At 47.2% G+C, this 25,077-nt stretch carries 26 protein-coding genes, 1 tRNA gene and 1 rRNA gene; 15 read left to right on the top strand and 13 right to left on the bottom strand.

The features are described from left to right. The 7 genes from HA494_02310 to HA494_02340 form a co-directional block, all read right to left on the bottom strand. Positions 1 to 794: ribosomal RNA gene (locus HA494_02310) — 16S ribosomal RNA — on the bottom strand; the annotation flags it as partial. A gap of 229 nt (positions 795 to 1,023) precedes the next feature. After that, positions 1,024 to 1,111: transfer RNA gene (locus HA494_02315), tRNA-Leu, on the bottom strand. A 50-nt stretch (positions 1,112 to 1,161) separates the two neighbouring features. Then, the gene (locus HA494_02320; protein NHV96611.1) at positions 1,162 to 2,013 is read right to left on the bottom strand and encodes a deoxyribonuclease IV; all 852 of its coding nucleotides are present in this window, start codon (positions 2,011 to 2,013) and stop codon (positions 1,162 to 1,164) included. A 36-nt stretch (positions 2,014 to 2,049) separates the two neighbouring features. Beyond that, positions 2,050 to 2,970, bottom strand: a complete 921-nt coding sequence (gene argF / locus HA494_02325; protein NHV96612.1) for an ornithine carbamoyltransferase — start codon at positions 2,968 to 2,970, stop codon at positions 2,050 to 2,052. A 38-nt stretch (positions 2,971 to 3,008) separates the two neighbouring features. Further along, complete coding sequence (gene ftsY, locus HA494_02330; GenBank protein ID NHV96613.1) at positions 3,009 to 3,926, bottom strand: signal recognition particle-docking protein FtsY; 918 nt, start codon at positions 3,924 to 3,926, stop codon at positions 3,009 to 3,011. Between the two features lie 6 nt (positions 3,927 to 3,932). After that, positions 3,933 to 4,352, bottom strand: a complete 420-nt coding sequence (pfdA, locus tag HA494_02335; protein NHV96614.1) for a prefoldin subunit alpha — start codon at positions 4,350 to 4,352, stop codon at positions 3,933 to 3,935. A 31-nt stretch (positions 4,353 to 4,383) separates the two neighbouring features. Then, positions 4,384 to 5,079, bottom strand: a complete 696-nt coding sequence (locus tag HA494_02340; protein ID NHV96615.1) for a translation initiation factor IF-6 — start codon at positions 5,077 to 5,079, stop codon at positions 4,384 to 4,386. 106 nt (positions 5,080 to 5,185) lie between these two features. Here HA494_02340 and HA494_02345 point away from each other — a divergent pair, with 106 nt between their 5' ends. Continuing rightward, the gene (locus HA494_02345) at positions 5,186 to 6,217 is read left to right on the top strand and encodes an iron-containing alcohol dehydrogenase (GenBank protein ID NHV96616.1); all 1,032 of its coding nucleotides are present in this window, start codon (positions 5,186 to 5,188) and stop codon (positions 6,215 to 6,217) included. Here HA494_02345 and HA494_02350 read toward each other — a convergent pair. From HA494_02350 to HA494_02360, 3 genes are all read right to left on the bottom strand, one after another. Beyond that, positions 6,210 to 6,989, bottom strand: coding sequence for a peptidylprolyl isomerase (locus HA494_02350; GenBank protein NHV96617.1), 780 nt, complete (start codon positions 6,987 to 6,989; stop codon positions 6,210 to 6,212). The genes HA494_02345 and HA494_02350 overlap by 8 nt on opposite strands. A gap of 60 nt (positions 6,990 to 7,049) precedes the next feature. Next, complete coding sequence (locus tag HA494_02355) at positions 7,050 to 8,183, bottom strand: alanine--glyoxylate aminotransferase family protein (protein ID NHV96618.1); 1,134 nt, start codon at positions 8,181 to 8,183, stop codon at positions 7,050 to 7,052. 126 nt (positions 8,184 to 8,309) lie between these two features. Next, positions 8,310 to 8,828 carry a nicotinamide-nucleotide adenylyltransferase gene (locus HA494_02360; GenBank protein NHV96619.1) on the bottom strand — a complete coding sequence of 173 codons (519 nt, stop codon included), beginning with the start codon at positions 8,826 to 8,828 and terminating at the stop codon, positions 8,310 to 8,312. 60 nt (positions 8,829 to 8,888) lie between these two features. On the opposite strand from HA494_02360, the gene HA494_02365 reads away from it, so the two are divergent. The 3 genes from HA494_02365 to HA494_02375 are packed head-to-tail and all read left to right on the top strand — an operon-like array spanning position 8,889 to position 11,631. Further along, positions 8,889 to 9,947: an RNA 3'-terminal phosphate cyclase gene (locus tag HA494_02365; GenBank protein ID NHV96620.1), complete on the top strand. Its 1,059-nt coding sequence runs from the start codon at positions 8,889 to 8,891 to the stop codon at positions 9,945 to 9,947. Positions 9,948 to 9,980: 33 nt separating this feature from the next. Next, entirely contained in the window at positions 9,981 to 11,186 is a 1,206-nt protein-coding gene (locus tag HA494_02370; protein NHV96621.1) for an MFS transporter, read from the top strand. Continuing rightward, on the top strand, positions 11,179 to 11,631 hold the full coding sequence (locus HA494_02375) for a GtrA family protein (GenBank protein NHV96622.1): 453 nt from the start codon (positions 11,179 to 11,181) through the stop codon (positions 11,629 to 11,631). The genes HA494_02370 and HA494_02375 overlap by 8 nt, the downstream gene beginning before the upstream one ends. 121 nt (positions 11,632 to 11,752) lie before the next feature. Here the strand turns inward: HA494_02375 and HA494_02380 are convergent, their stop codons facing one another. Next, positions 11,753 to 11,911: a hypothetical protein gene (locus HA494_02380; GenBank protein ID NHV96623.1), complete on the bottom strand. Its 159-nt coding sequence runs from the start codon at positions 11,909 to 11,911 to the stop codon at positions 11,753 to 11,755. 113 nt (positions 11,912 to 12,024) lie between these two features. On the opposite strand from HA494_02380, the gene HA494_02385 reads away from it, so the two are divergent. From HA494_02385 to HA494_02430, 10 genes are all read left to right on the top strand, one after another. After that, positions 12,025 to 12,606: a proteasome subunit beta gene (locus HA494_02385; protein NHV96624.1), complete on the top strand. Its 582-nt coding sequence runs from the start codon at positions 12,025 to 12,027 to the stop codon at positions 12,604 to 12,606. A gap of 35 nt (positions 12,607 to 12,641) precedes the next feature. Beyond that, positions 12,642 to 13,619, top strand: a complete 978-nt coding sequence (locus HA494_02390; GenBank protein NHV96625.1) for a 4-demethylwyosine synthase TYW1 — start codon at positions 12,642 to 12,644, stop codon at positions 13,617 to 13,619. 59 nt (positions 13,620 to 13,678) lie between these two features. Continuing rightward, positions 13,679 to 14,131, top strand: a complete 453-nt coding sequence (locus tag HA494_02395) for an HIT family protein (protein NHV96626.1) — start codon at positions 13,679 to 13,681, stop codon at positions 14,129 to 14,131. Positions 14,132 to 14,502: 371 nt separating this feature from the next. Then, complete coding sequence (locus tag HA494_02400) at positions 14,503 to 15,978, top strand: ATPase (protein ID NHV96627.1); 1,476 nt, start codon at positions 14,503 to 14,505, stop codon at positions 15,976 to 15,978. Further along, positions 15,975 to 17,252, top strand: coding sequence for a hypothetical protein (locus tag HA494_02405; protein NHV96628.1), 1,278 nt, complete (start codon positions 15,975 to 15,977; stop codon positions 17,250 to 17,252). The genes HA494_02400 and HA494_02405 overlap by 4 nt, the downstream gene beginning before the upstream one ends. Before the next feature lie 152 nt (positions 17,253 to 17,404). After that, positions 17,405 to 19,444 carry an acetate--CoA ligase gene (acs, locus tag HA494_02410; protein NHV96629.1) on the top strand — a complete coding sequence of 680 codons (2,040 nt, stop codon included), beginning with the start codon at positions 17,405 to 17,407 and terminating at the stop codon, positions 19,442 to 19,444. Positions 19,445 to 19,533: 89 nt separating this feature from the next. Next, the gene (locus HA494_02415; protein NHV96630.1) at positions 19,534 to 19,749 is read left to right on the top strand and encodes a hypothetical protein; all 216 of its coding nucleotides are present in this window, start codon (positions 19,534 to 19,536) and stop codon (positions 19,747 to 19,749) included. A 43-nt stretch (positions 19,750 to 19,792) separates the two neighbouring features. Next, a complete protein-coding gene (tsaA, locus tag HA494_02420) occupies positions 19,793 to 20,224 on the top strand; it encodes a tRNA (N6-threonylcarbamoyladenosine(37)-N6)-methyltransferase TrmO (protein NHV96631.1) in 432 nt (143 codons plus the stop codon). 44 nt (positions 20,225 to 20,268) lie between these two features. After that, positions 20,269 to 21,018, top strand: coding sequence for a proteasome assembly chaperone family protein (locus HA494_02425; protein NHV96632.1), 750 nt, complete (start codon positions 20,269 to 20,271; stop codon positions 21,016 to 21,018). 13 nt (positions 21,019 to 21,031) lie between these two features. Next, positions 21,032 to 21,448 carry an Hsp20/alpha crystallin family protein gene (locus HA494_02430; GenBank protein ID NHV96633.1) on the top strand — a complete coding sequence of 139 codons (417 nt, stop codon included), beginning with the start codon at positions 21,032 to 21,034 and terminating at the stop codon, positions 21,446 to 21,448. Here the strand turns inward: HA494_02430 and HA494_02435 are convergent. Both HA494_02435 and HA494_02440 read right to left on the bottom strand, forming a co-directional pair. Continuing rightward, positions 21,434 to 22,759 (bottom strand): DUF1743 domain-containing protein, encoded by a 1,326-nt coding sequence (locus HA494_02435; protein ID NHV96634.1) that lies wholly within the window; start codon positions 22,757 to 22,759, stop codon positions 21,434 to 21,436. The two genes, HA494_02430 and HA494_02435, sit on opposite strands and share 15 nt — an antisense overlap. Before the next feature lie 70 nt (positions 22,760 to 22,829). Continuing rightward, positions 22,830 to 24,440, bottom strand: coding sequence for a hypothetical protein (locus HA494_02440; protein NHV96635.1), 1,611 nt, complete (start codon positions 24,438 to 24,440; stop codon positions 22,830 to 22,832). Between the two features lie 67 nt (positions 24,441 to 24,507). Between HA494_02440 and HA494_02445 the strand changes: the two genes are divergently transcribed. Beyond that, the coding region (locus tag HA494_02445; protein NHV96636.1) for a glycine dehydrogenase at positions 24,508 to 25,077 on the top strand (570 nt) is incomplete at its 3' end.

Here is a 25,077-nt window from a genome sequence, read left to right on the forward strand (position 1 = left end):
CGCATCGTTTACGGCTGGGACTACCCGGGTATCTAATCCGGTTCGCTCCCCCAGCTTTCATCCCTCACCGTCGGGCGCGTTCTGGCGGACCGCCTTCGCCACTGGTGGTCCTCCCTGGATCAGCGGATTTTACCCCTACCCAGGGAATACCGTCCGCCTCTCCCGCCCCCTAGCCCCACAGTATCCTCCGCAGCCCAACGGTTGAGCCGTTGGATTTAACGGAGGACTTATGGAGCCGGCTACGGATGCTTTAGGCCCAATAAACGCCCCAACCACTCGAGGAGCTGGTATTACCGCGGCGGCTGACACCAGACTTGCCCTCCCCTTATTCCTCGGGCTTTTTACACCCGAGAAAAGCCATCCTCAGCGGATGGCACTCAGAGTAGCCTCGTCGCGCTTTCGCGCATTGCGAAGGTTTCGCGCCTGCTGCGCCCCGTAGGGCCTGGACCCTTATCTCAGTGTCCATCTCCGGGCTCCTTCTTCCAAAGCCCGTACCGGTTATAGGCTTGGTGGGCCATTACCCCACCAACTACCTGATCGGCCGCAGCCCCATCCTGAAGCGGCTGAGGAGACATGCCTCCTCAACCCTTTCGACCAAGGCCCCTTCCAGGCGCCTTGATCTATCGTGGATTAGTCCCAGTTTCCCGGGGTTATCCACGTCTTCAGGGTAGGTTGGCTACGTGTTACTGAGCCGTCCGCCACGCCTCTCACATGGTCGAGAGGCGTACGACTCGCATGGCTTAGTCCCGCTCTGAGAGCAGTTGGGTCCGGCAGGATCAACCGGAGTCAGGGCGTTTATTTGGGAGTACGGCTAAGCTCTTGCGAGGGCACACAGCCTACATCAGATTCAACAGATTATCTGTTGAATCTTCATACTTGTTAGCGCGTCTGGAGGTCTATAGCGCATTGCTTGGGTTCGACCCATAGGCTTACTATAGACGCCGCCAAGCGACGCGCAAATTAATAGTAGGTTAGAGCCCTAGATATAAGCGTTTATGTTGATATGGTCTACTGCTTTGAGAATGGTGCGGGGGGTGGGATTTGAACCCACGAACCCCTATGGGACGAGGTTCTGAGCCTCGCGCCTTTGACCTGGCTTGGCAACCCCCGCATACGCTACAGTTAGGTAAATCTTTGGGGCTACATAAGGTTGATTTTCGCTTATTTTGCTAGCTTGAGGGCCTTTGCAAGGTTCCCTTGATCGTCTCTTCTTTCGTCTACTGGTGTCTCCATGACTATCGGTAGTCTTCTGATTTCGGGTGTGTGTAGTATTGCCTTCATCCCCTTTTCGCCTATCTTCCCTAAGCCTATATGCTCGTGCCTATCTAGATGTGAGCCTAAATCGCCTACGGAGTCGTTTAAGTGCACAGCCTTGAGGTGCTGGAGGCCAACTTCTTTGTCGAGCTGGGATAGTGTTTCGTTTACGGCTTTTTGGGTCCTTAGGTCGTAGCCTGCTGCGAATGCGTGGCAGGTGTCGAAGCAGATTCCCACCCTACCTTGCTCACCAATCTCATCCATTATTCTTTTGAGATCTTTGAACCGTGAGCCGAGGCTGTTTTTCTGACCAGCGGTATTTTCGAGCAATATCATAACTTTGTTGTTCACAGCTTTGAGGGCAGATCTACAGGCTTTGACAACCCTCTGCATGCCAGCTTCCTCACCCGAACCCATGTGGCTTCCTAGGTGGAGCACAAGGTAGGGGATCTTCAGCCTCCCTGCTCTTGTTAGGTCCTCGAGCAAGCAGTTTACAGATTTTTTGTATGTTTCATCGTTTGGAGAAGCGAGGTTTGGTAGGTAAGGCATATGCGCCAAAACAGCGGTGTAGCCCCAATCTTCACATTTCTTCACAAAACGCTCCGCTTCCTCCTCATCCAACGGTTTATACGCCCAGCCTCTTGGGTTCTTCAAAAAGATTTGGAAGGCTGTGCAGCCTGCTTCCTTAGCCCTATCTACAGCCAGATCTATTGAGCCTGTGATAGAGACGTGGAAACCGATCTTAAGATCGCTTTGCACATCCTAATGCATGTGGTTAATTATGTATAAGATTTTCTAGAGTAGGAGTAGGTGGTAGAGTATCGCTTTTTGTGTGTGTAGTCTGTTTTCAGCTTCCTCCCAGACGACCGACCATTTACCGTCTATCACATCGTCTGTAACCTCTTCGCCTCTATGTGCGGGTAAGCAGTGGAGGAAGATGGCGTCACGCTTAGCCATCTCCATCAGCCTCCCGTTAACTTGGTATCTGGGTAGAAAGGTGCTAAGCCTCTTCTCTCTTTCAGCTTCCTTACCCATGGAGATAAAGGTGTCGGTGATTACGACATCCGCGTCTGTAACGGCTTCGACTGGGTCTTCGGTTATGTATATCTTCGAGTTTCCCGCTTCTTGCAAAACTTCTTTTCTTGGCTGATACTCTCTTGGGCAAGCTATGTTGAGAGTCAGATTGAGTTTAGCAGCGGCTACTATCAGTGTATTGGCTACGTTATTATCTCCATCACCAACCCAAGCGATCTTTAAGCCGCTTAACCCACCCTTCGCCTCTCTGATCGTCTGAAGGTCCGCAAGGATCTGACAAGGATGGTAAAGGTCAGATAACCCGTTTATGACCGGGATCGGGGCTGCCTCAGCAAACTTAACTAAATCTGAGTGTCTAATCACACGGAGCATCGCTGCGTGAACATATCTTGAGAGCACTCTAGCCGTGTCCTCTATGGTTTCGCCTCTAGCCAGCTGCATCTCGCTTGAATGAAGCACAATCGTGTTCCCGCCGAGTTCCTTCATGGCAACCTCAAAGCTTACACGCGTGCGTGTGGAGGGTTTTTCAAAGATCATCGCTAGTGTTTTGTCACGGAGCGGTTTATGTAGAATGCCTTGCCTCCTCTCTTTTTTGAAGCGGTCTGCGGTGTCAAGTATGGTGATTATCTCTTTCGCATCTAATTCTTTTAGCGAGAGTAGGTCAAGACCCTTTAACTTCATCTACCTCTTCAAGCGATGAATCTACACCGGGGGTATAATTATCTTTCCGAAGCGTCAAATAGTGATTTTACAAACTCGTCTGCGTCAAAGGGTTTTAGGGTGTCGTAGCTCTGCCCTACACCTAGATAGAGTATGGGTTTGCCCGTGACATAGACTATCGAGAGGGCTGCGCCCCCCTTCACATCAGCATCGACCTTAGTGAGTACAACACCGTCGAAGTTTGTAAACTTCTGAAACTCCTTAGCTTGTGATACCGCATCGTTTCCAGCCAAAGCATCTCCTACAAATATCTTGAGGTCTGGCTTCACAACGCGGATTATTTTCTCCATTTCGTCCATAAGGTTTCGGCTTGTCTGCATCCTACCAGCCGTATCGACAAGAACAACATCGACTCTATGCTTCTGAGCGTAAATCACAGCATCTCTGGCTACCGCAGCCGGGTCTGCACCATATCTTTGTGAAATAACCTTTAGACCGAGCTTCTCTGCGTGGGTCGTTAGCTGCTCTATAGCACCAGCTCTATGTGTGTCTGCGCAGGCTAATATGACGCTGAACCCCTTTTGCTTAAGAAGGTTAGCGAACTTCGCTATAGTTGTAGTCTTACCCGTGCCGTTTATGCCTAAGAAGATGATCACATACGGCTCGCCTTTAGCCTTTTTTTCACTTATCTGCTGAATAAGGTCAATAGGTTTAGCCTTAAAGAACTCTTCCCTTATTATCTCGAGCAGCTTCCTCTTAAGGTATTCTTGGGTTGGTGTGCTTCGACTAACTCTCAGCCCTACAACCTCTTGCTTAACTCTAGAGGTTAGCGCCTTGACTACCTCTTCTGCTACATCGCTCTCAAGCAGCGCTAATTCGAACTCCCATAGAACCTTTTCAACTTCATCTTCAGATAAGGTCTTTTGCGTTGCTGAGGCGGCTAAAGAGGAGAGAGCCTTCTTAAGCTTCTCAAACATCTCTAGTTAACCTTGCTCTAATTTTGCTGCTAAGTTATTCACTTGGGCTCTGTACGCATTTATTTTATTTGCTAGTTCGGCTTTCTGAGTACCGATATTTGAGAGGGCTGCTTCAAGCTGGCTTAAGCGTTCATTTAGATATTTTAGTGTGTCTTCTTTACTCTTTTCTATAACTACGCCTGCGCCAACGTTAAGCAAAAGTTTGTCAGCAGTAGGTGAGCAGACCCTCATCAGAACACCCGCCCCTAGTGGCACAAGTATCTCTGAATCTGAGCCTTCAGGTATAGATTTAAGAGCCTCTATGGTTGCTTTACTATCTAGCAAGGCTCTTGCTACTAGTGTTTCCCTCGCAGAGAGTTCATTATAGTATGATTCGAGGATCCTCAGCTCGAGAACCATCCTTTGAATCTGTTCTTCTACACTCAACTCCCAGCATCTGGTGGATTTTATCTTACATTTAAACCTTGAAGACTCTACTGAGTATCATCAACTCCGGCCCAGTAGTAAGGGACCCTACCACCGCATTACTTTGGTTGACTAATATTCCAGACGTAACAAAAGGTACACCACCGTTTATGGTTGCTGGCTCTACATCTACTGAAAAGATTTCAGAAAGGCGTTCTATCTCGGTAGGCGAAGCCTTCGGATGGACGGCTGCACCCTTATCTGTGACGGTAACAAGTGAACCGACCTGCGTGTATCCGGCTATACTTAGGGTCTCCACGGGAACATCCAGTACCTCTCTTACTGTTTTTAGGCATTCTGCGTGAAGAAGGGGTGATGCTACTGCTCCTTTATTGTTGGCTGCTAAAAGATTTCCAACGCTAGTATATTTGCTTGGTAGCCTAGCTACACGCAACCCTGTCTCTCTGCTTAACGTCTTTATTTCTTCGTCTTCTGCCAACCTTGAAACCAATATGCCGTTGTCATTCAGAGCCACCAAGGGGCCTAGGAGGCGTGAACCGGCTATGGATATTCTGATTGGTTTAACGCCTAATAGTATAGATAGTTTGGAGCATTTGGTTGAGGCTAAGCCTCGCGGCGCTAGAACGAATCGGTTATTTGCTTTAAGGAACACTCCGATGTTTGGAGATCTATAGACATCCAGCATATATATGCCCATGTTCACCAGCAGCCCCTTGGTGTCAAGCACTGCTCTCCTCTTACTACGTTCAGAGTTGGGTGAACTTAAGTATTAATGCTTAGGTGAGGTTAAAATAGCTCGCTTTAGGTAGGGATTTGGTTTGAGTTCACATCTGATGGAGCTCCCTCGTGTAATCCAGATAGGTTATGGTGTGATTAGAGAAGTAGGTAGTTTCCTCGCCAGATTTTCACCTAAACGCATTCTGATCATAAGTGGACCTATCGTGTGGGCTAGGGTTGGAGAGATGGTGGAGGATGCGTTAAAGAGGGAGGAGTTTAGGTATCGATGCATAGAGGTGGATCACTCAACTAAGAAGGAGGTGGAAGACGCTGTAAGGGTTGCTAAAGAGTTTGGCGCAGATCTAATAATAGGCTTAGGCGGGGGTAGGGCAGTAGATGTCGCTAAACTTACCTCATATTACTGTGGAGTAATTTTTGTAAGCTTACCGACCAGCGCTTCGCATGATGGGATAGCAAGCCCGCTTGCCTCAATAAAAGGCGGGGACAGGCCCTACTCATATATGACTAAACCGCCTACTGGCGTTTTGGCTGATGTAAATATTATAGCCGAAGCGCCGCCGAAGCTTCTAGCAGCTGGTTGCGGAGACCTCATAGCAAAAATAACGGCTGTTAGAGATTGGATGCTTGCAAGGGACGAGAAGCAAGAATATTTCGGCAAATATGCTGCAAACCTAGCGCTGCTGAGCGCGGAAATCGTACTATCTGAAGCTAAAGGTATAGGTAGCGGCAGTAAAGAGTATGTGAGAGATGTTGTTGAAGCTCTGATCAGCGCGGGTGTAGCTGCTGGCATAGCTGGGAGCAGCAGACCGTGCAGTGGAGCTGAGCACCTCTTCAGCCATGCGCTAGACATTATAGCGCCTAACGTAGGGCTTCATGGAGAGAAATGTGGGTTAGGTGCTGTTATGATGGCGAAGCTACACAATTTAGATTGGGAGAAGCTTAGAGATGCACTGCGTGATGTGAAGGCACCTGTGACTGCCACAGAACTGGGGTTAAGTGCTGATCAGATCGCAAAAGCCCTTGTTTTGGCACCAGATCTTAGGCCTGAAAGATATACTATTCTGCATAAAATACGTTTAAGTTATGAGCAAGCGAAGGCTCTTGCCAAAGATGTCGGGGTTATTTGACCTCTTTCTTTTCTTGCTCTTCGGGTTTTTCGGATGCTTTAGCTTCTTGAGGTTTCTCTTCCCTCTTCTTTTCTGAGCGGTATTCTTCTATGAAAATTACCTTCTCTATCTCTGGTAGGTATTTGAAGATGTCTTTTGATATTCCTCTCTTGCTTATCTGTAAGCCCTCAAATAGGTAGGTTTCTTCGGGTAGCTGTATTTTGACGGTCTTATCCTCTATGGTTGCTAAGATCTTCTTCTCATCCAAGTTTATCCAACGCTTAGTCAGATGGAGCACCTTTTCCATCGGATCTTCGAGTTTCTTCACCACCTCGATCGTGTAGGTAAGCACTTTTCCAGCCAAGCGGTGGTTAAAATCTACTTGCACCCTACCTGAACCCACAAACCTCACTATACCTACCCTCCCTTCGTACTCCACTTCGTCCCCTACGCTTATCTCCTGCGCTTTTTCACCAAATTTTCTAAGAGGGATAAGTCTGATCTTAGCAGCATCCCTTTGCCCAAAAGCCTTTTCAGGTGGTATATCGATGCTGATCTTCTCCCCTACGGAGGCTTGCTTAAGTGCTTCATCTATTCCAGGTATAACCCATCCTTCGCCTACTGAGATTAGGCGTGGTTCGTACCTTCTGGAGGTGTCGTAGATGCCTAGAGCCTTCGCCTCTTCTTCAACGGTAGTTTCAAGAGGCTCGTTTGTATCTTTGACCTTCCCAGTTAAGTTAACTAGGACGAGCGTTCCTGTTTCGAGCGGCAATTCGGAGCACAGATACGCCATCTAAAGATGGGCTAAAATACTTGTCGCTCACCGCTCTGTCGCTTCTATTCGATCTACGTATTAGTTTAGCTGTGATAGGACTTTGAGGGCTTCGTTCAAGGCTGCGGCTGTGCTGTTCTGGTAACCGAGCTGGTTTAGAGCCGCAGATACAGCTGTTACAGTAGTTAATACGTGCGGGGTGTTCACTTCACCCATGCAACCGATTCTAAAGACCTTTCCTCTGAACTCGCCAAAGCCGCCTGCGACCAATACATCAAACTTATCATCCAATAGCTTTCTGAACTTACCGTCTTCTATACCGGGAGGGTAGCTAAAGGCTAACACAACATTAGATCTAACATCCTCTTTCGCTGTTGGTTTGAGGTTTATTGCTGATAAGGCTCTGTAAAAAGCTTCAGCACATATCTTATGCCTTCTTATGCGGTTTTCCAAACCCTCCTCCAACACAATATTAAGCGCCTCATCAAGCGCGTAAAAGAGCGGTAGAGCTGGTGTGAAGGGTGTCTCCCCTCTCTCTGCATACTTAAAGTATCTTGGCATGTTGAAGTAGTGTCTTGGAGGTGGAGGGTTGCTCTCAAGATACTTCTTAACCCTATCGCTCACCGATACAATAACTACACCCGGGGGGGCAGCAAGACACTTCTGACTACCAGTTATACAAATATCGACACCAAGCTCATCTACAGGCAGCTCGTCTCCACCAAGTATGGAGATAGCGTCAACAATGTAGAAGGCACCTAGCTCTGAGGCAAGCTTACCTAGATCTCTAAGCCATCTAAATGTGACGCCGGTCGAGGTTTCATTATATATTACAAAGACTGCTTTAATATCTTTATTAGCCTCTGCCAGAGCTCTGATCTTATCCATCCGAGGAGCGTCACCAAGCGGGGCTTCCGCGACTACCGCTCTACCCCCAGCCGCTTCAACCTGCTCCGCAGCCCTCTGTCCGAACTCTCCAAAGACCGTGACAAGCACCTTATCCCCGGGTCTAACGATATTTGTTATAGCTGCTTCCACGCCTCCGGAGCCAGAGGCTGTAAACACGATTATGTCGCTCTTGGTGAGGAAGACCTTCTGGCACTTCTCTTTAATACCATTGTAGAGTTGTGTGAAGGCTGGGCTTCGATGGTTTATTATCGGCTTGAGCATAGCGTGCATAACTCGGTCAGGCACGTTAGTTGGCCCCGGTATCATAACGAGCTTTCTACGCATACCTAAACCCGTGCCAGAGGCTGATATAAGAGCTTTATCTATTAGCTTCTGAACTATTTCCGAATGTCTGACGTTGCTAATAGTTTTAGTTTTAAGCACGGCCCTTTGTTACTTCTGTTGGTTAAGCTGCTTAAGGCGCTCAACACCACCTACTTCACAAATTATTTTTGCAACAGCCCTAGGGACCAGTTCCTCCCAGGGTTCTCCCATTAACATTCTACGCCTAACTTCGGTGGCTGAGAATGTTGGGCGCTCATAGAATGGTATGTCTAATACGGTGAAACCTTCTTCTTGGAACAGCCTCCTTGTTAGAGGGTCGTTGGAGAAGACGACATCAAACTTGGGCACAGCTGCTTTAACCGAAGCAACCCAGAGCGAGTGGGCGGAAGAATCTGGCAAAGGTATGATCAGCACCCTTCTGCAGTCTATACCAGCTTCTTCTAGCGCAGCCTTTATCATATACACCCTTTCGCCCGCCGTGAAGGGGTTGTCTAGTTGATGGCTCTTGTCAGCAGAACCGACAAGGATGCATAACTCCTCGACCTTCTCCAGCGCATACCTTACAGCGTGAAGATGACCGGTGTGGAAGGGTTGGAAGCGCCCCACTAGAAGACCTCTCTGCCACATACCCTCTTATAGGCTCACAGAATTATTTAAACACCAAGCAGAGGGGTTAAAGGGGTTGGGTTGAGCGAAGCGGTAGTCGATGGCTCTTATGGTGAAGGAGGGGGGCAGATACTTAGAACCGCAGTAGCCCTATCAGCGATAATAAAAAGACCTGTAAAGGTAGTCAAGATCAGAGCTGGTAGACCCAATCCAGGGCTTAGGCCGCAGCACGTTGGTACCATAAAGATAATAGCTTCGATGTGTGACGCTGAAGTAGAAGGGCTTCACGTAGGCTCCTCCACCATCCTCTTCAAACCCAAGAGGCTCGCCGCTAGCGAGATGAGGTATGATATAGGGTCTGCTGGTGCGATAACCCTCCTCCTCCAAGTTGCGGTTATAGTAGCAGCTAAGGCCGAGCAGAAGTGTAGTTTCGAGATCATAGGTGGAACTGATGTTAAATGGAGCCCAACCATAAACTACTTTAGCTGCGTCTTCATACCAGCATTAAAGGCATTAGGAGTCGATGTGAAGCTTGCCGTGAAGAGGCGTGGCTACTACCCTAAGGGTGGTGGCTTGGTGAAAGTTGAAGTTGAGCCTGCTGAGAGCATAAAGCCCCTAACTCTAATACGGCAACCGGAATCACCAGCAAATATAATCAGCGTATGTTCGCAACTGCCACCAGAGGTTGCGAAGAGGCAGCTCAACTCAGCCCTCAACATACTCAACCAACACATGATACCAGTAGCTGACGTTAAATCCGCAGTAGAGCCTGCTATCAGCGCTGGTACATCCCTAACCATATACAGCGTAGACGAATCCAAAGGGACGTACTTGGGTGCAGACGCTATAGGTGAAAGAGGCAAACCAGCTGAGCAAGTAGGTAGGGAGGCTGCTGAAAAGTTTCTATCCGAGTGGTCTGCCCAAGTAGCCGTGGATTCCCACCTTGCAGATATGCTTGTGCTACCGCTCTCTTTGGCAGAAGGCGCTTCAACCTACACCACCTCTAAACTCACCCAGCATCTTGAAACCAACCTGTATGTTGTGAGCAGGTTGACTGGCTGCAACTATGAGTTAAACAAACTCAGCTCTGGCGCTGTTGAGGTTAAGATTACCCCCAAGATGGTTTGGCAAACAATTTAAATAACGAAAGAGCGATAGCGAAGCGGTAAAACTGTGGTAGCGTTGGGCACCAACCTTCTACTCCGCTATAGAGCCCTTGACCTCCCCATACTCTACTTGGTAACCTTCCTCACGCGTGTAGGTTTCGGAGTTGTTGTGATAGCCTTCCCTCACTACGTTAACGCAGACAGCTTTCTAACAGGGGTGGTGCTCTCAATCTACCCGGTCTTTGAAGCTTTGTCAGCAGCGCCTACTGGCATGTATGTTGATAGGCACGGGCGTAAACGTATGCTTCTCTTTGGGCTAACCTCTATGTCGATCCTAACCTTCCTCATCGGGTTATCAAGGGACACATTATTCATAGCGGTTGTGCACGGTGTCATGGGTGTCTCAGCAGCAGCCATAATTGTATCAACCCTAACAATAATCACAGATCTCACAAAGATTAGTGATAGAGGTGTAGGCATGGGCTTGTTCGATCTAGCTAACATAGCCGGTTACGCGGGAGGGATACTCATAGGCACAGGGCTCTACACCACCTTCGAAACCAACCCTAGTTACGTGTTCTTCGCCACAGCAACCCTTCTACTTACAGCAACGGTCTTAGCTAAAGTATTGGTGATCGAACCGCCACACGAGCAGCTGAGAGCGCCGCTTACATTCAACTTCTTTAAAGCTCTTAGCTGGAAGATAAAGAGCCTACTACCACTCTGGTTCGCACTCACAACTTTGGTCGGAATAGCCTTCTTTATACCAAAAGCTTTGAGCTTAGGCGGTTTCACCGTAGGGGAATCTGGGCTTCTCCTCTTCGCAGGCGCTGCGGGCTTAGGTGTAGGTGCTACGATCTTCGGTAAGGTCTCTGATAAGATAGGGCGGGAAAAGACGATGTGGATAGGCATCATCGGCATGCTCATTCTACTACCAACACTAGCCCTCTCACTATCCCCAGACACCAACCCAGAGTACCCCAGCTTCGGAGCCTATCTATATGTGATAGCGCCCTCAGCCCTAATGGTTTCTGCACTCGTGCCATCAATTCTGGCTCTAGTAGGCGACACCGCTAGATCGACTTTACGCGGCTCAGCCATGGGGCTATACAGCATCATGCTCAGCCTAGGAATAGCAGTAGGTAACGTAGTTGGGGGCGCTTCGGGTCAGATAGGCGGGTTAACCGCCATACTGTATGTTGCAGAAGGGCTGTTACTGGCCGCTGTTATCCTAACACTGCTATTGAGTAGGCTAGGTGGCGAAGATGGGTAGGACTAAACTTGACTCTAAGACGCTACAGAAGATTTTAACACTACGGTACTGGATAAGATTCATAAAATTCAATATAGTTGGGTTGACAGGCGTCTTCGTCAATGAAGGCATCCTGATGCTCTTAACCAGCCTAGGTCTATACTACATTTACTCAAGCATCGTAGCGATTGAGATATCGATAATATCAAACTTCATGCTGAACGATATTTGGACATTCAAAGATCGGAGGTCAGGACACATACTAAAGAGGTTGGTTAAGTTTAACATCCTTATGCTGGTGGGACTTGTCATAAACCTTCTCATTCTCTACGTCCTAACAGACCTAGCTTCACTCCACTACACTATCTCAAACCTCTTCGGCATAGGCATAGCCTCGATAGCAAGGTATTTAATGAGCATTAAATGGGCTTGGCTTCAACCCCAAAAGAAAGCGGAATTAAAATAGCGAGAGACTAAGAATTGAATAAAGCAGCACCACATAATTAGAATAGTTAAGCAAAATACAAGACATTTGCATAAAATTATAATGCGTAGGCTTTCTTTACCATAGGTCTAATTTAGTGCACCTATCTGTTAATATCCGCAGCATCCAAATAGAAAGACGCTATGGCGTGCCACATCTGCGGCAACATAGCGTACACTTCTGGCGCTATTTGCTGGGTATGCGCAGCATCAGACATCCTCGCCTCTAACGTTGAAAGATTAGGCTTGGCTGCGGTCGGCATCTAACACAGCAAACACAAGATTAAGAGAAACGTTCTCTTACTCTAAACCACAACTTAAATTAATCTGTGCTGTGATAGCTTTAGTGACGATAAACATGTTTAACGAAGCTTGGATGCCCGGTGCAACAGCTGTGGGTGTGACATTCAAAGATGGTGTAATCTTAGGAGCCGAAAAGAGGCTCACCTACGGCACACACGTAGTAAGTAGGAGTGGAAAGAAAGTATTCAAGATAAGCAAGACTGTGGGTGCAGCTTGCGCAGGCCTTGTAGCAGACATGCAGATCTTGGTTAGAGAAATCTCCGCTTATATCTACTTACGTGAAATCGAGTTAAATAGGTCTCTTCCACCAAACTCTGTAGCCAAACTTATGTCGGTGCTGATGTTCGAGCGTAGATGGGCGCCTCTTATAACACAAGTTGTTATAGGTGGGGTTGATGACACACCAGCGATCTATGTGCTTGACCCGTTAGGATCTGTTATACCAGACGACTATGCCACTGTAGGCTCCGGTGCTGAGATGGCTATAGGTGTGCTGGAGAGCGAATACCGAAAGGATATGAGCGAAGAGGAGGCTAAGGCGCTTGTCATCAAGGCTATAAAGTCAGCCATACAGCGTGACGCAGCGAGCGGCGATGGCATAGATCTTCTTATAATAACTAAGAACGGCATGAAAGAGGAGACAATCAAACTTTAACTTGCCATCACCTATCTAAGGTTGAAGATAGGGTGATGCAGCCTCAAAGAGCTGCTGCGGTCGAAAGAATACCGGTTGAGCTAAAGCAGATACTTAAGAAGCAAGGCTATCATCTGGTCGGTACGCACTCGGCGACGAAGAAGTGTTTGTGGCTTCACAACAGCCTCGTCTACAAGCGCCCCTGCTATAAGGAGAAGTTCTATGGGATAAGTTCACACCGATGCCTCCAAGCATCACCAGCCGTCTTAAGCTGCTTGACTAAATGTATGCACTGTTGGCGCATTTTGCCGGGTGATGAAGGGTATAGTTGGAGCGATACATTCAGCAACACTTGGGATGAGCCGAAGTTTATTGCTGAGGGGTTGATAGCTGAGCATAGGAGGATCGTCTGCGGCTACGGTGCGTTAGTCAAAGAAGGTAGGGTTGAGAAGAGCAGGTTTAGGGAATCTATGGAGCCGACAAATGTTGCTCTGTCGCTCTCCGGTGAACCAACCCTATACCCCTATTTAACTGACTTAATAAAGGAGTTCAAGAAGAGGGGGATGACGGTCTTCTTAGTAACATCAGGTGTTCTGCCGAAGGCTCTAAGTAGGCTCGTTGAGTCAGATGCTGAACCCACTCAACTTTACATCTCGCTCACAGCTTGGGATGAAGAGTCTTACCAGAGGTTAAATCGACCGATAGAGCCGAAGCTTTGGAGCGCTCTACAGAAGAGCTTAGAACTGACCTCCACATTCACCTGCCCAACCGTGTTCAGAATAACCCTTATGCACGGGTTGAACGATCATCCAGAAGCCCTTATAGGCTTCTCCACAATAGTATCTAAGCACCAACCGACCTACGTAGAGGTTAAAGCGTATATGCATATCGGCTATTCTACAAAGAGGTTAGAGAAGAGCGCTATGCCCCGTTTCAGCCAAGTCTACGCCGCAGCCGAGGAGATTTCGCAGCAGACGGGCTACCAGATGGCTGGGAAAGACGAAGATAGCAGAGTAGCTCTACTCAAAAAATAGGACATTTTGAGCCCCTAAGTAAACCTCTTTAACCACTAAACCATCTACTTTAAGGTAGGTTGGTGGAAGACTGCACCTTCTGCAGAATAATACGAGGAGTTGAGCAAGGAGTTATAGTGGATGAAGATGAAGAGTACCTGGTTCTGATGGACAAACACCCCTACAATCCCGGACACTCCTTGGTTATACCGAAGAAACACTATAAGACGCTTCTCGAAATGCCTAGATCAGAAGCTGGGAAGCTGTTTGAGAGGGTCTGGTTGGTCGCTAAAGCTGCTGTGAAGGCTCTGGAGGCTGATGGTGTGCATATTGGGCAGAATAACGGTCGGGCAGCCCGCCAGGTTATAGAGCACGTTCACGTGCACATAATACCTAGGTTCTATAACGACACAGAGGATGGTAGCTGGCCTGTTCGGAAGAGTTTGCCGGTTGAGGAGATGAAGAAGCTAGCAGACAAAATAAAGCAGCAGATCCTAGCCTATAAAGAAGAAGGGGCTAAGTCTTCTTGCTAAGCCGCTTCACAGCATCTTGCACACGCTCATTAGGCTTAACCAAACCCTCTTTTAAAGCCCAGCTCCAAAACTCTAGAATGCGTCTCCTCATCTTCGAATACTCGGGGTAGAGACCCTTCTCTTCTAGGGCTGTGATGTCTCTTAAATATTCTTCAACCGTTCTGTTATCTTCCTCTTCTTTTTTGCAGCGCCAACTACCTGCCCTCTTTATATAGCCGCTTACTAGCTACATTTCAAACCTTGTGTTTAATAAATTTGACTCTTTTACTGTATCAAAATTAGACGAACAACAACATTTCTTTAAGGTTAAATAAGTAGTAAAGGGCAGTTAATATTAGCGGTTGAACAAGCGAACGTTGGATGTTGAGGATGTGGTATACCAGCAGATTCGTGTGACAAAAGGGGACGGTATCAAATACACTCTAAACGGTAAAGAGATAGATATCTGGGATCGGGAGTTCCGCAACTACCATTCTAAGAAGACGGTAGATTACATAAGAGAAGCGATAATAGCCAAAGAGAAGAAGGGAGAAGACCTATTCCCAGATATCGTCGGCAAAGAAAGGGAGAAGGAACTGGTAGCCACAGCGCTATTCTCAGGCTCACCTATCCTCTTCAGAGGGGAGAGGGGGTATGGCAAGACAACCTTCTCAAAAGCCATAGCCAAACTCTTGCCAGAGAAGATACTGGCGATTAAAGGTTGTAAGATACACGACGACCCCACAGCACCAGTCTGCTTCTCCTGCAAATCAAAGATCCTGCTAGGCGAGACGATAGAATTAACTTGGGTACCCAGGATATGGGTTAGGATACCTGGAGACCCGATGCTGACAACAAGGCAGCTCATAGGAGGGATATCTATACAGAAGATTCGTGAAGGCTACGATCTAGACCACCCAGAAGTATTTACACCTGGTAAGACGCTGAAGGCTAACCGCGGAATAGGCTACTTTGATGAGCTAGGCGCTGTGCCTACTGCGCTTCAGACACTACTACACGAACTCTTTGAGGAGCACCAAGTTTCAACGAGTGAAGGAGAGATTGTTCCATTTAAACTCGATTTGATTGAGGTCGCATCCACAAACCCAGCTAACTACCGCGGCACTTCCCCCATAAAGGAGCCGCTGTTGGATCGAATGGAGATCGTAGAAATAGGGCCGCCTGCGTCGGTTGAGGAGGAGATCGAGATAGCGCGTAGAAACTCGTTTATAGAGCGTGAGGACCACTATGATGTAACCTTACCCGATTGGCATATGAGGCTTATGGCTTATACGGTCATCCTCGGTAGAAGCCCAAAAGAGTGTGATACAGCAAGAAAGATTCAAGCACCCCCTTCTTGTAGAGCGACGATAAAGCTCTTCGATCACCTTGCTTCGAGGGTAATTCGGGGTGGTAGACGGGTACCCTTACTAAAAGACTACGGCGAAGATCTGGAAGTGGTCGCTTTGGCCCTAGCTGGGAGAATAGAGTTGGAGTATGGAGTCAAAGAAAGTAGGGTTGAGGTTTCTAAGATGCTTTTTAAAGAAAGCCTACTTAAAGTAGCGAAAGAAGTTTATGATAAAATACCTAGCGATAGGTTTGATGATATCATTTCAGAGCTCATAAGCGTTGGCATACCGAAAGGTGGTGCTTACAGTATACCTCTTGACCTAGCCTTCGTAAAGAATCTTAGAGGGCTAAAGAACTTCTCTTCGGCGGTTTACGAATTATGCAGAGGCTATGCTGAGGATGATGAGATCTTCCTCTCGGCTGCTGATATCCTTCTCTACGCACTATCCATGTGTGCACCAAGATACGTGGTTAAGAGCCGCAGCGAGTATCTGGTAAAGAAGGTTGAAGAGAAATGAAGCCGAGATGTGAAATATGTGACGAAGAAAGGAAAGAGAAACTCTCATCTATATTTGGACAGAAGTTTGTCGAGGATCTCACGTACGAACTCTTTAACCAAAACACGGAAAGGCGAAGCGAATCTTCAGCCCTTAAAGAGCTTATAGAGCGCTATCTTTCTGAGGATTTGGATGAAGCTGTATACGATATGCTACTTGAGATGCTGGGTGAAGATCGTAGTGACCTATTATCTGAAAGCGATCTAAGAAATAGGGCTAGATTGGAGCTCGGTAGAAGGAGAGCTTGGGAGGAAATGGTTTCAAAGATTAAAGGTGGTGAGATCCCTTTGGAGCATATTCAGCCCTCGCAGTTACTTGACTACTTTCCCGAAGAGGTCTTAGAAGGGTTGATAGAGGAAGGGTTGATAGAGGAGAACGCGAAAAGGAATCTCAGATATCTGAGAAGCTCCCTAACATTCTCTAACTTTACAGTGGAGGGGGAGAGGATCATAGCCCAAAGAGTGCTGGAAGAGGCGTTCAAGAATTTAAATAAGAGTGGTGTGGGCATACATATTACCGAAGAGGAAGGCTATGGAGTAGAGCCGACTAATATCATAAGGGAGTTTGACGAATACGCACACACCTATGATCTGATAGATTGGCAGGAGACACTTCTTAATACTGTGCTGCGGGACGCTAAGGAGATGCGGATACTGCCATCGGACATCAGGGTTAGGGTGCCTAAACATAGATCAAGGTGTGCAAACGTCATCCTTGTAGATATCTCAAACTCAATGTATGGTAACAAGTTCAAAGGTGGTTTAATGGCAGCGCTTGCGCTAGAACGCCTATTTCAAGAAGAGTATAAGGAAGATGCCCTTCATGTACTTGCTTATAACGAAGAGGTTTATTTGGTCCCAGTCGGACAACTGCTAAAACTTAAACCATATGGCTTCACAGATATTGGTGGTGCGATCGACGCCGCTATAAAGATATTGGAGAAAGAGGAGGGAGAAAAGAATATCTTTCTTATCACAGACAGCGAGCCAACGGCTTCTAACAAAAGAGAACTATCTCCTCTGGAAAACGCCTTCAGAGCATCGTATATGGCTGGCAAGGCAGAGATAAGACTTAATATAGTTATGCTGGATAAGAAGCCTATATTACGCACTATATGTGATAAGATAGCCGCCCTTAACGGGCAAGCAGCAGTAGCCTACGTCGATAACCCCTTAAACCTTAAAGAGTTCGTAATAAAGACAGTAATAGATAGAAAACGAAATCAACGACGTTAACAAACAATATTCATCTATTTTCCACCTGATTATCCAAGATTAACAAAACTTGAGTGAGCGAAAATTTTGATAATCGGATTAGTTTTTCATTATAGTCTATGCGATAACCTTAAATTACTTCAGCTAAGAGCCTACTCTTGAGTGTGTGAAAGATGAGCGGCGTAGAAGCATACAAAGAGTTCTTTGAGAAGGACGTAATTCCACCAAGTTGGAAGGATAGAGTTTGGAGTAAGGAAGACTTCCGGAGATTTCATCAAAGCACAGTAGCTGATAAGAAATCGCTGGAAGAGTGGTGGAGCAGGTGGGCTAACGAGATATTCTGGTTCAAGAAGTGGGAAAAGGTGCTTGACGACAGCAACCCACCATTCTACAGATGGTTCGTAGGCGGCGAAACTAACCTAGCGTACTTGGACACAGATTGGCAGATCGAGAAGGGCAGAAAGAATAAAGTGGCTCTTATCTGGGAAGGCGAACCTTGGGATGAGACATTAAAGCAGCCTAAAGAGGTCAAGAAGTTCACCTACTACGATCTATACAGAGAATCCAACATCATAAGCTATGCCCTAAAAGAGAAACTCGGTCTAAAGAAGGGGGACCTTGTAACATTCTACCTACCGATGATACCAGAGCTCCCATTCTACATGCTTGCTGTGCAGAGGCTCGGTGTTGGTCATAGCATAGTCTTCAGCGGCTTCAGCGCCGAAGCCTTAGCTGCGAGAGTATTAGATAGCGGCTCTAAGATAGTCGTCACGGCAGACGGTTTTTACAGAAGAGGCAAAGTTGTCAGCCTTAAGCCAGTGGTAGACGAAGCTCTGAAGATATGTGAGAAGAACGGTTTGAAAGTAGAGAAAGTAATTGTTGTCAAACGCGCTGGTATCGACATACCCTGGGACAAGGAAAGAGACGTATGGCACCACGATCTGATCGCAGGCATACCACCTACTGTTAAAGTGCCTGCTGAGAGATGCTCAGAGACAGTAATCTCACACATACTATACACATCTGGAACTACAGGTACACCAAAAGCGGTTCAGCGCTCCGCAGGAGGCTATGCCGTAGGTTTGTACGCAACCATGAAGATGATCTTTGATGCTAGAGAAGATGATATATTCTGGTGTACTGCGGATGTTGGCTGGATAACTGGTCACTCCTATGTTGTATATGGTCCGCTGCTCGTGGGGTTAACGACTGTGATGTATGAGGGGTCACCCGACTACCCCGAACCAGATAGATGGTGGAGTATAATCGAGAGGTATGGGGTAACGATATTCTACACAGCACCAACCGCTATAAGGATGCTGATGAGGTACCCAGAAGACTTGATCAAAAGGCACGACCTCTCAACACTAAGAATCGTACATACAGTAGGTGAACCGATAAACCCCGAAGCATTCAACTGGTACTACAAGAACATAGGCAGAGAAGATATCGTCGCTTCAAGCACTTGGTGGATGACCGAAACAGGGCACATAATAACAGGGCACTTCCCCGGTTTAGGTAAAATATTCCCGCTCAAGCCTGGAACTAACGGCTATCCCCTACCAGGTATAACCGTGGATGTTGTGGATGATGATGGGAATCCCTGCGCCTCTGGCGTTAGAGGATACTTTGTGATAACTTCGCCTTGGCCTGGTATGCTGGAGACGCTTTACAAGAATCCACAGAGGTATATCGACGCCTATTGGTCTAGGTTTAAGGGCAAGATGTACTTCTACACTGGAGACTTCGCGGTTAAGGATCAAGACGGTTACATATGGGTGCTCGGTAGGGCTGATGACGTTCTGAAGGTAGCTGGGCATCGAATCGGGACCGCTGAAATAGAGTCGGCTCTGATCAGACATCCTGCGGTAGCTGAATCGGCTTGTGTAGGGAAGAGTGATCCGATCAAAGGGCAGATACCAGTGATCTTTACGGTACTCAAGAGGGGTTTCAAACCTAGTCCGGAGGTTGAAAGCGAATTAAAGAAGTATCTAAGGGCAACCATCGGTCCCATAGTGGCTTCAGATGCGCTGATTACTTTCGTTGACACCGTCCCGAAGACAAGAAGCGGAAAGATTATGAGAAGGCTATTGAGGGCGGTTGTCGAAGGTGCTTCACTAGGAGATGTCACGACGCTGGAAGATGGAGTCGCGGTCGAAGAGGCGATAAAAGCTTACGAAGCCATCAAAGCAGCAATAGGAAAACAGGGTTAAGTACGCAGGATAATTGAGGCTGAAAAAGCCTCAGTCACCTTTTCTTTATCGAAGGAGGTATTTTATTAGCTAACATCCAACTATTTGTGATGAAGCATATAGTTATGCTGGATAAGAAGCCTATATTACGCACTATATGTGATAAGATAGCCGCCCTTAACGGGCAAGCAGCAGTAGCCTACACCAATAACCCTTTAAACCTTAAAGAGCTCGTAATAAAGAGGGTCACAGGTAAGATTCAAGCTATCAAAGTAGATTTCAGATTAGGGGAAGGTGGTGAGACTGAGGTTTTAATGCTTATTTAATGCGCCATAAGGTATTTTATTAGCTAGCATCTAACCACATGTGATGAGGCAGCAAGCTAATCTGAAGTTTATAGGGTTTGTTGAGAGAGTTGAGGGGAATATCTCGAGAATAAAGCTAAGGTCTGAGTTTTGTGAAGGTTTGGATAAGCTAGATAGCTTCTCACACATTATCGTCTTAGGTTGGTTCCATCTAAAGGATACGCCGAAGGATAGGCAGACGCTGCGTGTTGTGCCGAAGCGGCATCCTGGAGCGCCTGAAGTCGGTGTTTTCGCTTCAAGAAGCCCGAGTAGACCGAATCCTTTAGGGTTGTCTGTTGTAGAGCTTGTGGGTATAGAGGGGTGCACGCTTGTGGTGAAAGGGTTAGACTTTGTAGAAGAAACACCTATAGTGGACATTAAACCCTACATACCGAGGGCGGATTGCGTAGTCGGCGCCAAGGCACCAGAGTGGACCGCTGTCGGTCCACCCACATAGCATAAAATATATTAGACTTTAAATGAAAATAAATGTGGTTGATGATGAGCGAAGAGATGAAAATTGTTGAGAGAGATGGTGTGAAATTCAGCAACCCTGTGGTGATCGAGGGCTTACCCGACGTAGGATTGGTGGGAACCATAGCAGCAACTCACATGGTTGAGTTACTTGGTTTAGAGCAAGTTGCACACTTCGAGTCAAACCTCTTCCCACCTATTATGGTTATGCATAAAGGTGTGCTAACAGATCCGGTTAGGATCTTGGGTAACGAGAAGCTGCTTGTTGTCACATCTGAAATAGCCATCCCTCCTGTAGCCATCTACCCTCTAGCAAGTGTGTTGGTTGATTGGTTAAGCGCTAAGGGCGCTAGGCTGGTGGTTTCGCTCACAGGTTTTCCGGAGCAGAATAGGCTCGATATTGATAAACCTCTTGTGTTTGGTGTCGGTAATATGGAGCAAAGCGTGAATCTGCTTAAGGAGAAGGGGGTTGAGGTGATGAGCGAAGGGTTTATAGCTGGAATATATGCTCTCATACTGAAGTATTGTATGGTCAAGAAGATCCCAGCGATAACGTTAATGGCTCAAGCGTTCCCCAACTACCCTGATCCAGGCGCTGCTGCTCAGGTGCTTCAGGTGCTGAACAATATACTGGGGCTGAATGTTTCCGTTGACCCCTTGCTTGAAAAGGCTGATGAGATAAAGATTAAAGCGCGGGATCTTATGATGCAGACTAGGAGCTCCTTGGAGCGTGTTGGGAAGATGAGTGAGCAGCAGATTCCTCTGATGTATAGGTAGGGGTGAAGGAAGGTTGTCTGGGCGTAGGAGTTTATGGGGTTGGATTGAGGATCTGCTGGCTGAAGTTGAGGGCGCTATAGTTAGACCATCGTGGAACTCTGCAGACAGATGTCTTGAACCGCTTGTTGAGATCGAGAACCGTGAAAACGAGATCATAGTAACAGTAGACCTCCCTTGTGTTGATAAAAAAGAGGATATAAGCTTGGAGGTATCAGAAGACACACTTGAAATCAAGGCTACGCTGAAAAAGGCTATAAGATGGGAGAGGTGGGGGATGGTTCAGAAGAACATCGAGTTTACAGCATTCAAGAAAGTAGTTACGCTTCCTGAGAAGGTTAAGCCAGAAGAGGCTTCGGCAGTATTTAAGCGTGGCGTGTTAAGAGTAAGGCTGCCTAAGGCCCGCCGAAAGTTCACCCTAAAGATCACATAAGTCAGAGAACCAGTACCATCTACTAATCATCTTACCATCCCAACCCTGTTTCTCTAAACCCCATCTTTGCAGGGGTTTCGTTAGATGCCTTTGTGCTCTTGGTGGAGGTAGATAAACACCTTCTTTAATGCCTCTAGGCACCTCAACAAATTCAGTAGCCTTCTTCTTTAAGCCGCATCTTCTGCACCTATAGTAACCTGCACCGCCCTTGGACTTCATGGGTTTTTTGCAGATATCGCAGATAGGCTTCTTCGGCAGCAGAACCTTCTTCAGCTGAACGACTTTAAGGTACTCAACATTCAGGACCTTTGGGTGTTTTGCTGTCGCTCTTCTAACCCCACCGCCTACTTCTATAAGGTCGCCCTCAACAAGCTGCTGAAAGATATTTCTAAAAGGTCCTGTCGGCTCATATACTGCGCATTTTACAGGGGTGGATTGAGCTTCTATGGTTAAGTAGAGATGCCCACCTCTCTCGATTACCGCTCTACTCGCAACTATACCCCTAACATACCCTGAATCATACGCTTTCAGAGACTTGGGGTTGAGCTCGTGTAGCAGATGCTGAGCCGTACCTTGGTTAGTTCTGAAGATAACCCACCTATCTATCGGCTCCTGGAGTTTCAAAAGGCTTAGCGCCTCTACAAGTACCTCTGGCACCTCGCCTCTTATGCCAAAATAAACCGGGTCTGGACCGTGTGGTGTTATCAAGATCCTTCCTGTTTCCGGGTCATAATTGTTGAATACCGCTCTACCCAGCAGCCTATCCATAGCGTAGACGGACTCTGGATCTATCCCCCTAGGCTTCCCCCAGTAGTTTGGTCTTCTGTAGGCTAGGAGCTCGAATGTGTAGTCATCATTTAACCTATTGCCAACCGATGCGAGAGCCCCTTTGAGCCCAGATCCCTTGCCCCAAAGCTTTACATAGGCGCCTATCCTCTCACACAATTCCTTCGCTTCACGCATCGTGACCATAGTGTGCAGCGCTCTCTCAGCATACTGCTTAAGATGGTCTACCTCCTTCTCTAAAACTAAGATTACAGCAGCATCGATGTGTATAGATAGGGTTGCTTGCACCGATCTACAGACCGCTTGGAACACATCTTCTGGCTCCTCTACTTCTAATGTTAATGCTACCGCGCCGTTACCACGGGTCTTCCAAGGTATGTTGGGGTTCAGTCTTATGAGTCTAGGGTAGTCCAAGAATTTAGCAAGATTGCCCTTTAAAATCTGCTTTATAGCCTCGGTAGCTGTATAGGTTGTGCAGCCGCCTGTCTTGGAATCTGTGTCGTCTAACCCTATGTGGACGATCATCTTAAACCAGCGTAAATTGATTGGAGAAGGTCATTGGTCAGCTGTCTAAAAACTTTCTTCAAGGTTAGTGCTACATCCGACTCATCTCATCCAAAACTTCTCTGATGGAGGAAGCAAGTTTCCTTAGGCTGCTGCTTTTTTCTGAAACAGCCTTCTGGAAGGCTTCACGCTTCATCTTACCCGACAGATAACTCCTGTACGCAGCTAGTATATCTGTTAGAGTACGCTCATATGCTTTATCTAGTGATGTAAATTCTGTAAGCATCTGCTCACTTCTCTGGTCTAGAATTAGTTTAGTACGTATTTGGGAAGCTCTTGCTGAAGTCTTAGCACGAATCTCCTTTATCTGCTGTACAAATAGATCTATCTTCTGACTCTGCAAACGATCAAGGCGCTCAGTAGCTAACTCATATGCTATAGCTTCTTGGGAGCGAAGCGCATTTTCATACAGCTTTATCAACTCCAGTAACGGCTTTCCTTTTGCTTCTTTTCTAGAGGCTGTGTAGGCTGAGAGCGCTATAAAGGAGGCTAGGAAGATCAAGGTTGCTGTTGAGAAGGCGTAGGCTGACGCCCACGCAGCGCCAAACCGCACAGGGACACTGATTTCTTTCTCATTTATTGGGCTGGTGTAACTTAGATCAAAAAGTGTCGGGCCTTCCACTTTACACCCTTTCGGCGCATCAATAATTACACGATATTCTTTAGCTAAAGCTTCTACCAGCGGCTTCTGCGGAATTCGAAGGATTATGGTATTGTCGGATAACGCTCTATCTGGTAGCGGGTAGCTGATCGTGAACGATATCCTTTCGCCAGCCTTAAGATTACCCTTGATCAGACTATAGAAGTCAAGCGAACCGCCGATGATAGGGATCACCTTCTGATCCCTCAAAGGTATATCTCCTCTAGCCAAGGTTACTGAAGACAAGCCTTTATCCGAAATCTTCAGATAAGAGAGTGTACCGCTTCCCTCGTTCCATATAGTTAGTGTATCAAAGACGAGCACATCAGTGGGTGATGCTATCTTAACAACCCTCTCCTCCCTCTCAATCTTCAGAATCGTAAAAGAGTAATCAGTCCCATTTAGCAAGAGTCTTGTGGTTTGCGGCTCAGCCGTAGGTTGAATACTCTTTAGCTCCGTAGACCATACGCTACCATATTCACCTGACCTCTTGAACCCTTCCGGAGCGCTTACTGGGTTCACGTCGGTTGGGAAAGAGAGCACCACCACAGCCTCTGCTAGTAGGGTGTCGGGCGAAGAGGGCAAGGGTACCATCATCTCATACCTATTTTCTCCGAGCGGTTTGAGGAGGTCGCCTAGCACCGCTCTTAGAGTAACTGTAAGGTTCGAGGCTGCTGGTACCCTAAGGCCTGGGATCAGCTTTAATGAAGTTACGTTGCCTAACCTCTCTACCCTAACCCAATCTTCGCCAAGAGGATGCTGTACTTGAACATCTATTGCTGTGGTAGGATAGGTGAGGGTTAATCCTGGTAGTTGCAGAGGGGAAGTTGAGTTATTAACTAAGGTTAGGGTGTCGTTAAGTAGAAGGTAGCCGTAGCTGTTTAGTGTAATATTGCGCTTCACATACACTATAGGTGGCTGGTCTGTAGCCTCAACGCTTAAGGACAGTGTTGACGCGTAGAGAAAGGCAAGCAGCATCAAAAGGTATATCTTCTTAGCCAACCTCTTCGCATAGAGTTGCGGAGCATATATTTTTAACCGTTTAGCCCTTTACTCTATTTTGATAGTCTTGAGTAGAAGTAGATCCTACCAACCAAATCAACCAACGGATATTGTAGAGCATATGTTAAATGTGATAGGTTTGAGGTCGCTAGAAGACCTCTACCTAGACATACCTGAGGATCTAAAACTACGGAGACCCCTTAACATACCCGAGGGTAGATCAGAAGCAGAGGTTGAAAGGCTTATAGAAGAGACCCTAAGTGGAGACCTTGCACCAGCGCTACATCGATGCTTCCTAGGCGGTGGAGTTTGGCCCCATTATGTTCCGGCTTTAGTTGATGAAGTTCTTTCGAGGGCTGAGTTCTACACAGCCTACACACCCTATCAGTCTGAGGTGAGCCAAGGTATGCTTCAAGCCCTCTATGAGTATCAGAGCCTCGTATGCGACTTGACCGGGATGGAGATAGCGAACAGCTCTATGTATGATTGGGCTTCCGCTGCTGGCGAAGCTTGCAGGATGGCAGTGAGAATAACCAGAAGACGAAAGATCGTCGCGTTGAGGAATTGCGGTCCACAGAGGCTTGAGGTGATAAGGACATACTGCACACCAATAGGGGTCGAGGTTATCACGGCTGAG

The organism is Nitrososphaerota archaeon, from assembly GCA_011605775.1.
Classification (GTDB): domain Archaea; phylum Thermoproteota; class Nitrososphaeria; order Nitrososphaerales; family JAAOZN01; genus JAAOZN01.

What these genes read in the sequence shown, in the direction of transcription:
- HA494_02375 (NHV96622.1), top strand. Translation starts at nt 11,179, where the DNA reads ATGGGTAGGACTAAACTTGACTCTAAGACGCTACAGAAGATTTTAACA.
- HA494_02425 (NHV96632.1), top strand. Translation starts at nt 20,269, where the DNA reads ATGAGCGAAGAGATGAAAATTGTTGAGAGAGATGGTGTGAAATTCAGC.
- HA494_02355 (NHV96618.1), bottom strand. Translation starts at nt 8,183, where the DNA reads ATGATACCGGGGCCAACTAACGTGCCTGACCGAGTTATGCACGCTATG.
- argF (NHV96612.1), bottom strand. Translation starts at nt 2,970, where the DNA reads ATGAAGTTAAAGGGTCTTGACCTACTCTCGCTAAAAGAATTAGATGCG.
- HA494_02360 (NHV96619.1), bottom strand. Translation starts at nt 8,828, where the DNA reads ATGTGGCAGAGAGGTCTTCTAGTGGGGCGCTTCCAACCCTTCCACACC.
- HA494_02405 (NHV96628.1), top strand. Translation starts at nt 15,975, where the DNA reads ATGAAGCCGAGATGTGAAATATGTGACGAAGAAAGGAAAGAGAAACTC.
- HA494_02350 (NHV96617.1), bottom strand. Translation starts at nt 6,989, where the DNA reads ATGGCGTATCTGTGCTCCGAATTGCCGCTCGAAACAGGAACGCTCGTC.
- acs (NHV96629.1), top strand. Translation starts at nt 17,405, where the DNA reads ATGAGCGGCGTAGAAGCATACAAAGAGTTCTTTGAGAAGGACGTAATT.
- ftsY (NHV96613.1), bottom strand. Translation starts at nt 3,926, where the DNA reads ATGTTTGAGAAGCTTAAGAAGGCTCTCTCCTCTTTAGCCGCCTCAGCA.
- HA494_02380 (NHV96623.1), bottom strand. Translation starts at nt 11,911, where the DNA reads ATGCCGACCGCAGCCAAGCCTAATCTTTCAACGTTAGAGGCGAGGATG.
- HA494_02435 (NHV96634.1), bottom strand. Translation starts at nt 22,759, where the DNA reads ATGATCGTCCACATAGGGTTAGACGACACAGATTCCAAGACAGGCGGC.
- HA494_02415 (NHV96630.1), top strand. Translation starts at nt 19,534, where the DNA reads ATGAAGCATATAGTTATGCTGGATAAGAAGCCTATATTACGCACTATA.
- tsaA (NHV96631.1), top strand. Translation starts at nt 19,793, where the DNA reads ATGAGGCAGCAAGCTAATCTGAAGTTTATAGGGTTTGTTGAGAGAGTT.
- HA494_02390 (NHV96625.1), top strand. Translation starts at nt 12,642, where the DNA reads ATGCAGCCTCAAAGAGCTGCTGCGGTCGAAAGAATACCGGTTGAGCTA.
- HA494_02385 (NHV96624.1), top strand. Translation starts at nt 12,025, where the DNA reads ATGCCCGGTGCAACAGCTGTGGGTGTGACATTCAAAGATGGTGTAATC.
- HA494_02345 (NHV96616.1), top strand. Translation starts at nt 5,186, where the DNA reads ATGGAGCTCCCTCGTGTAATCCAGATAGGTTATGGTGTGATTAGAGAA.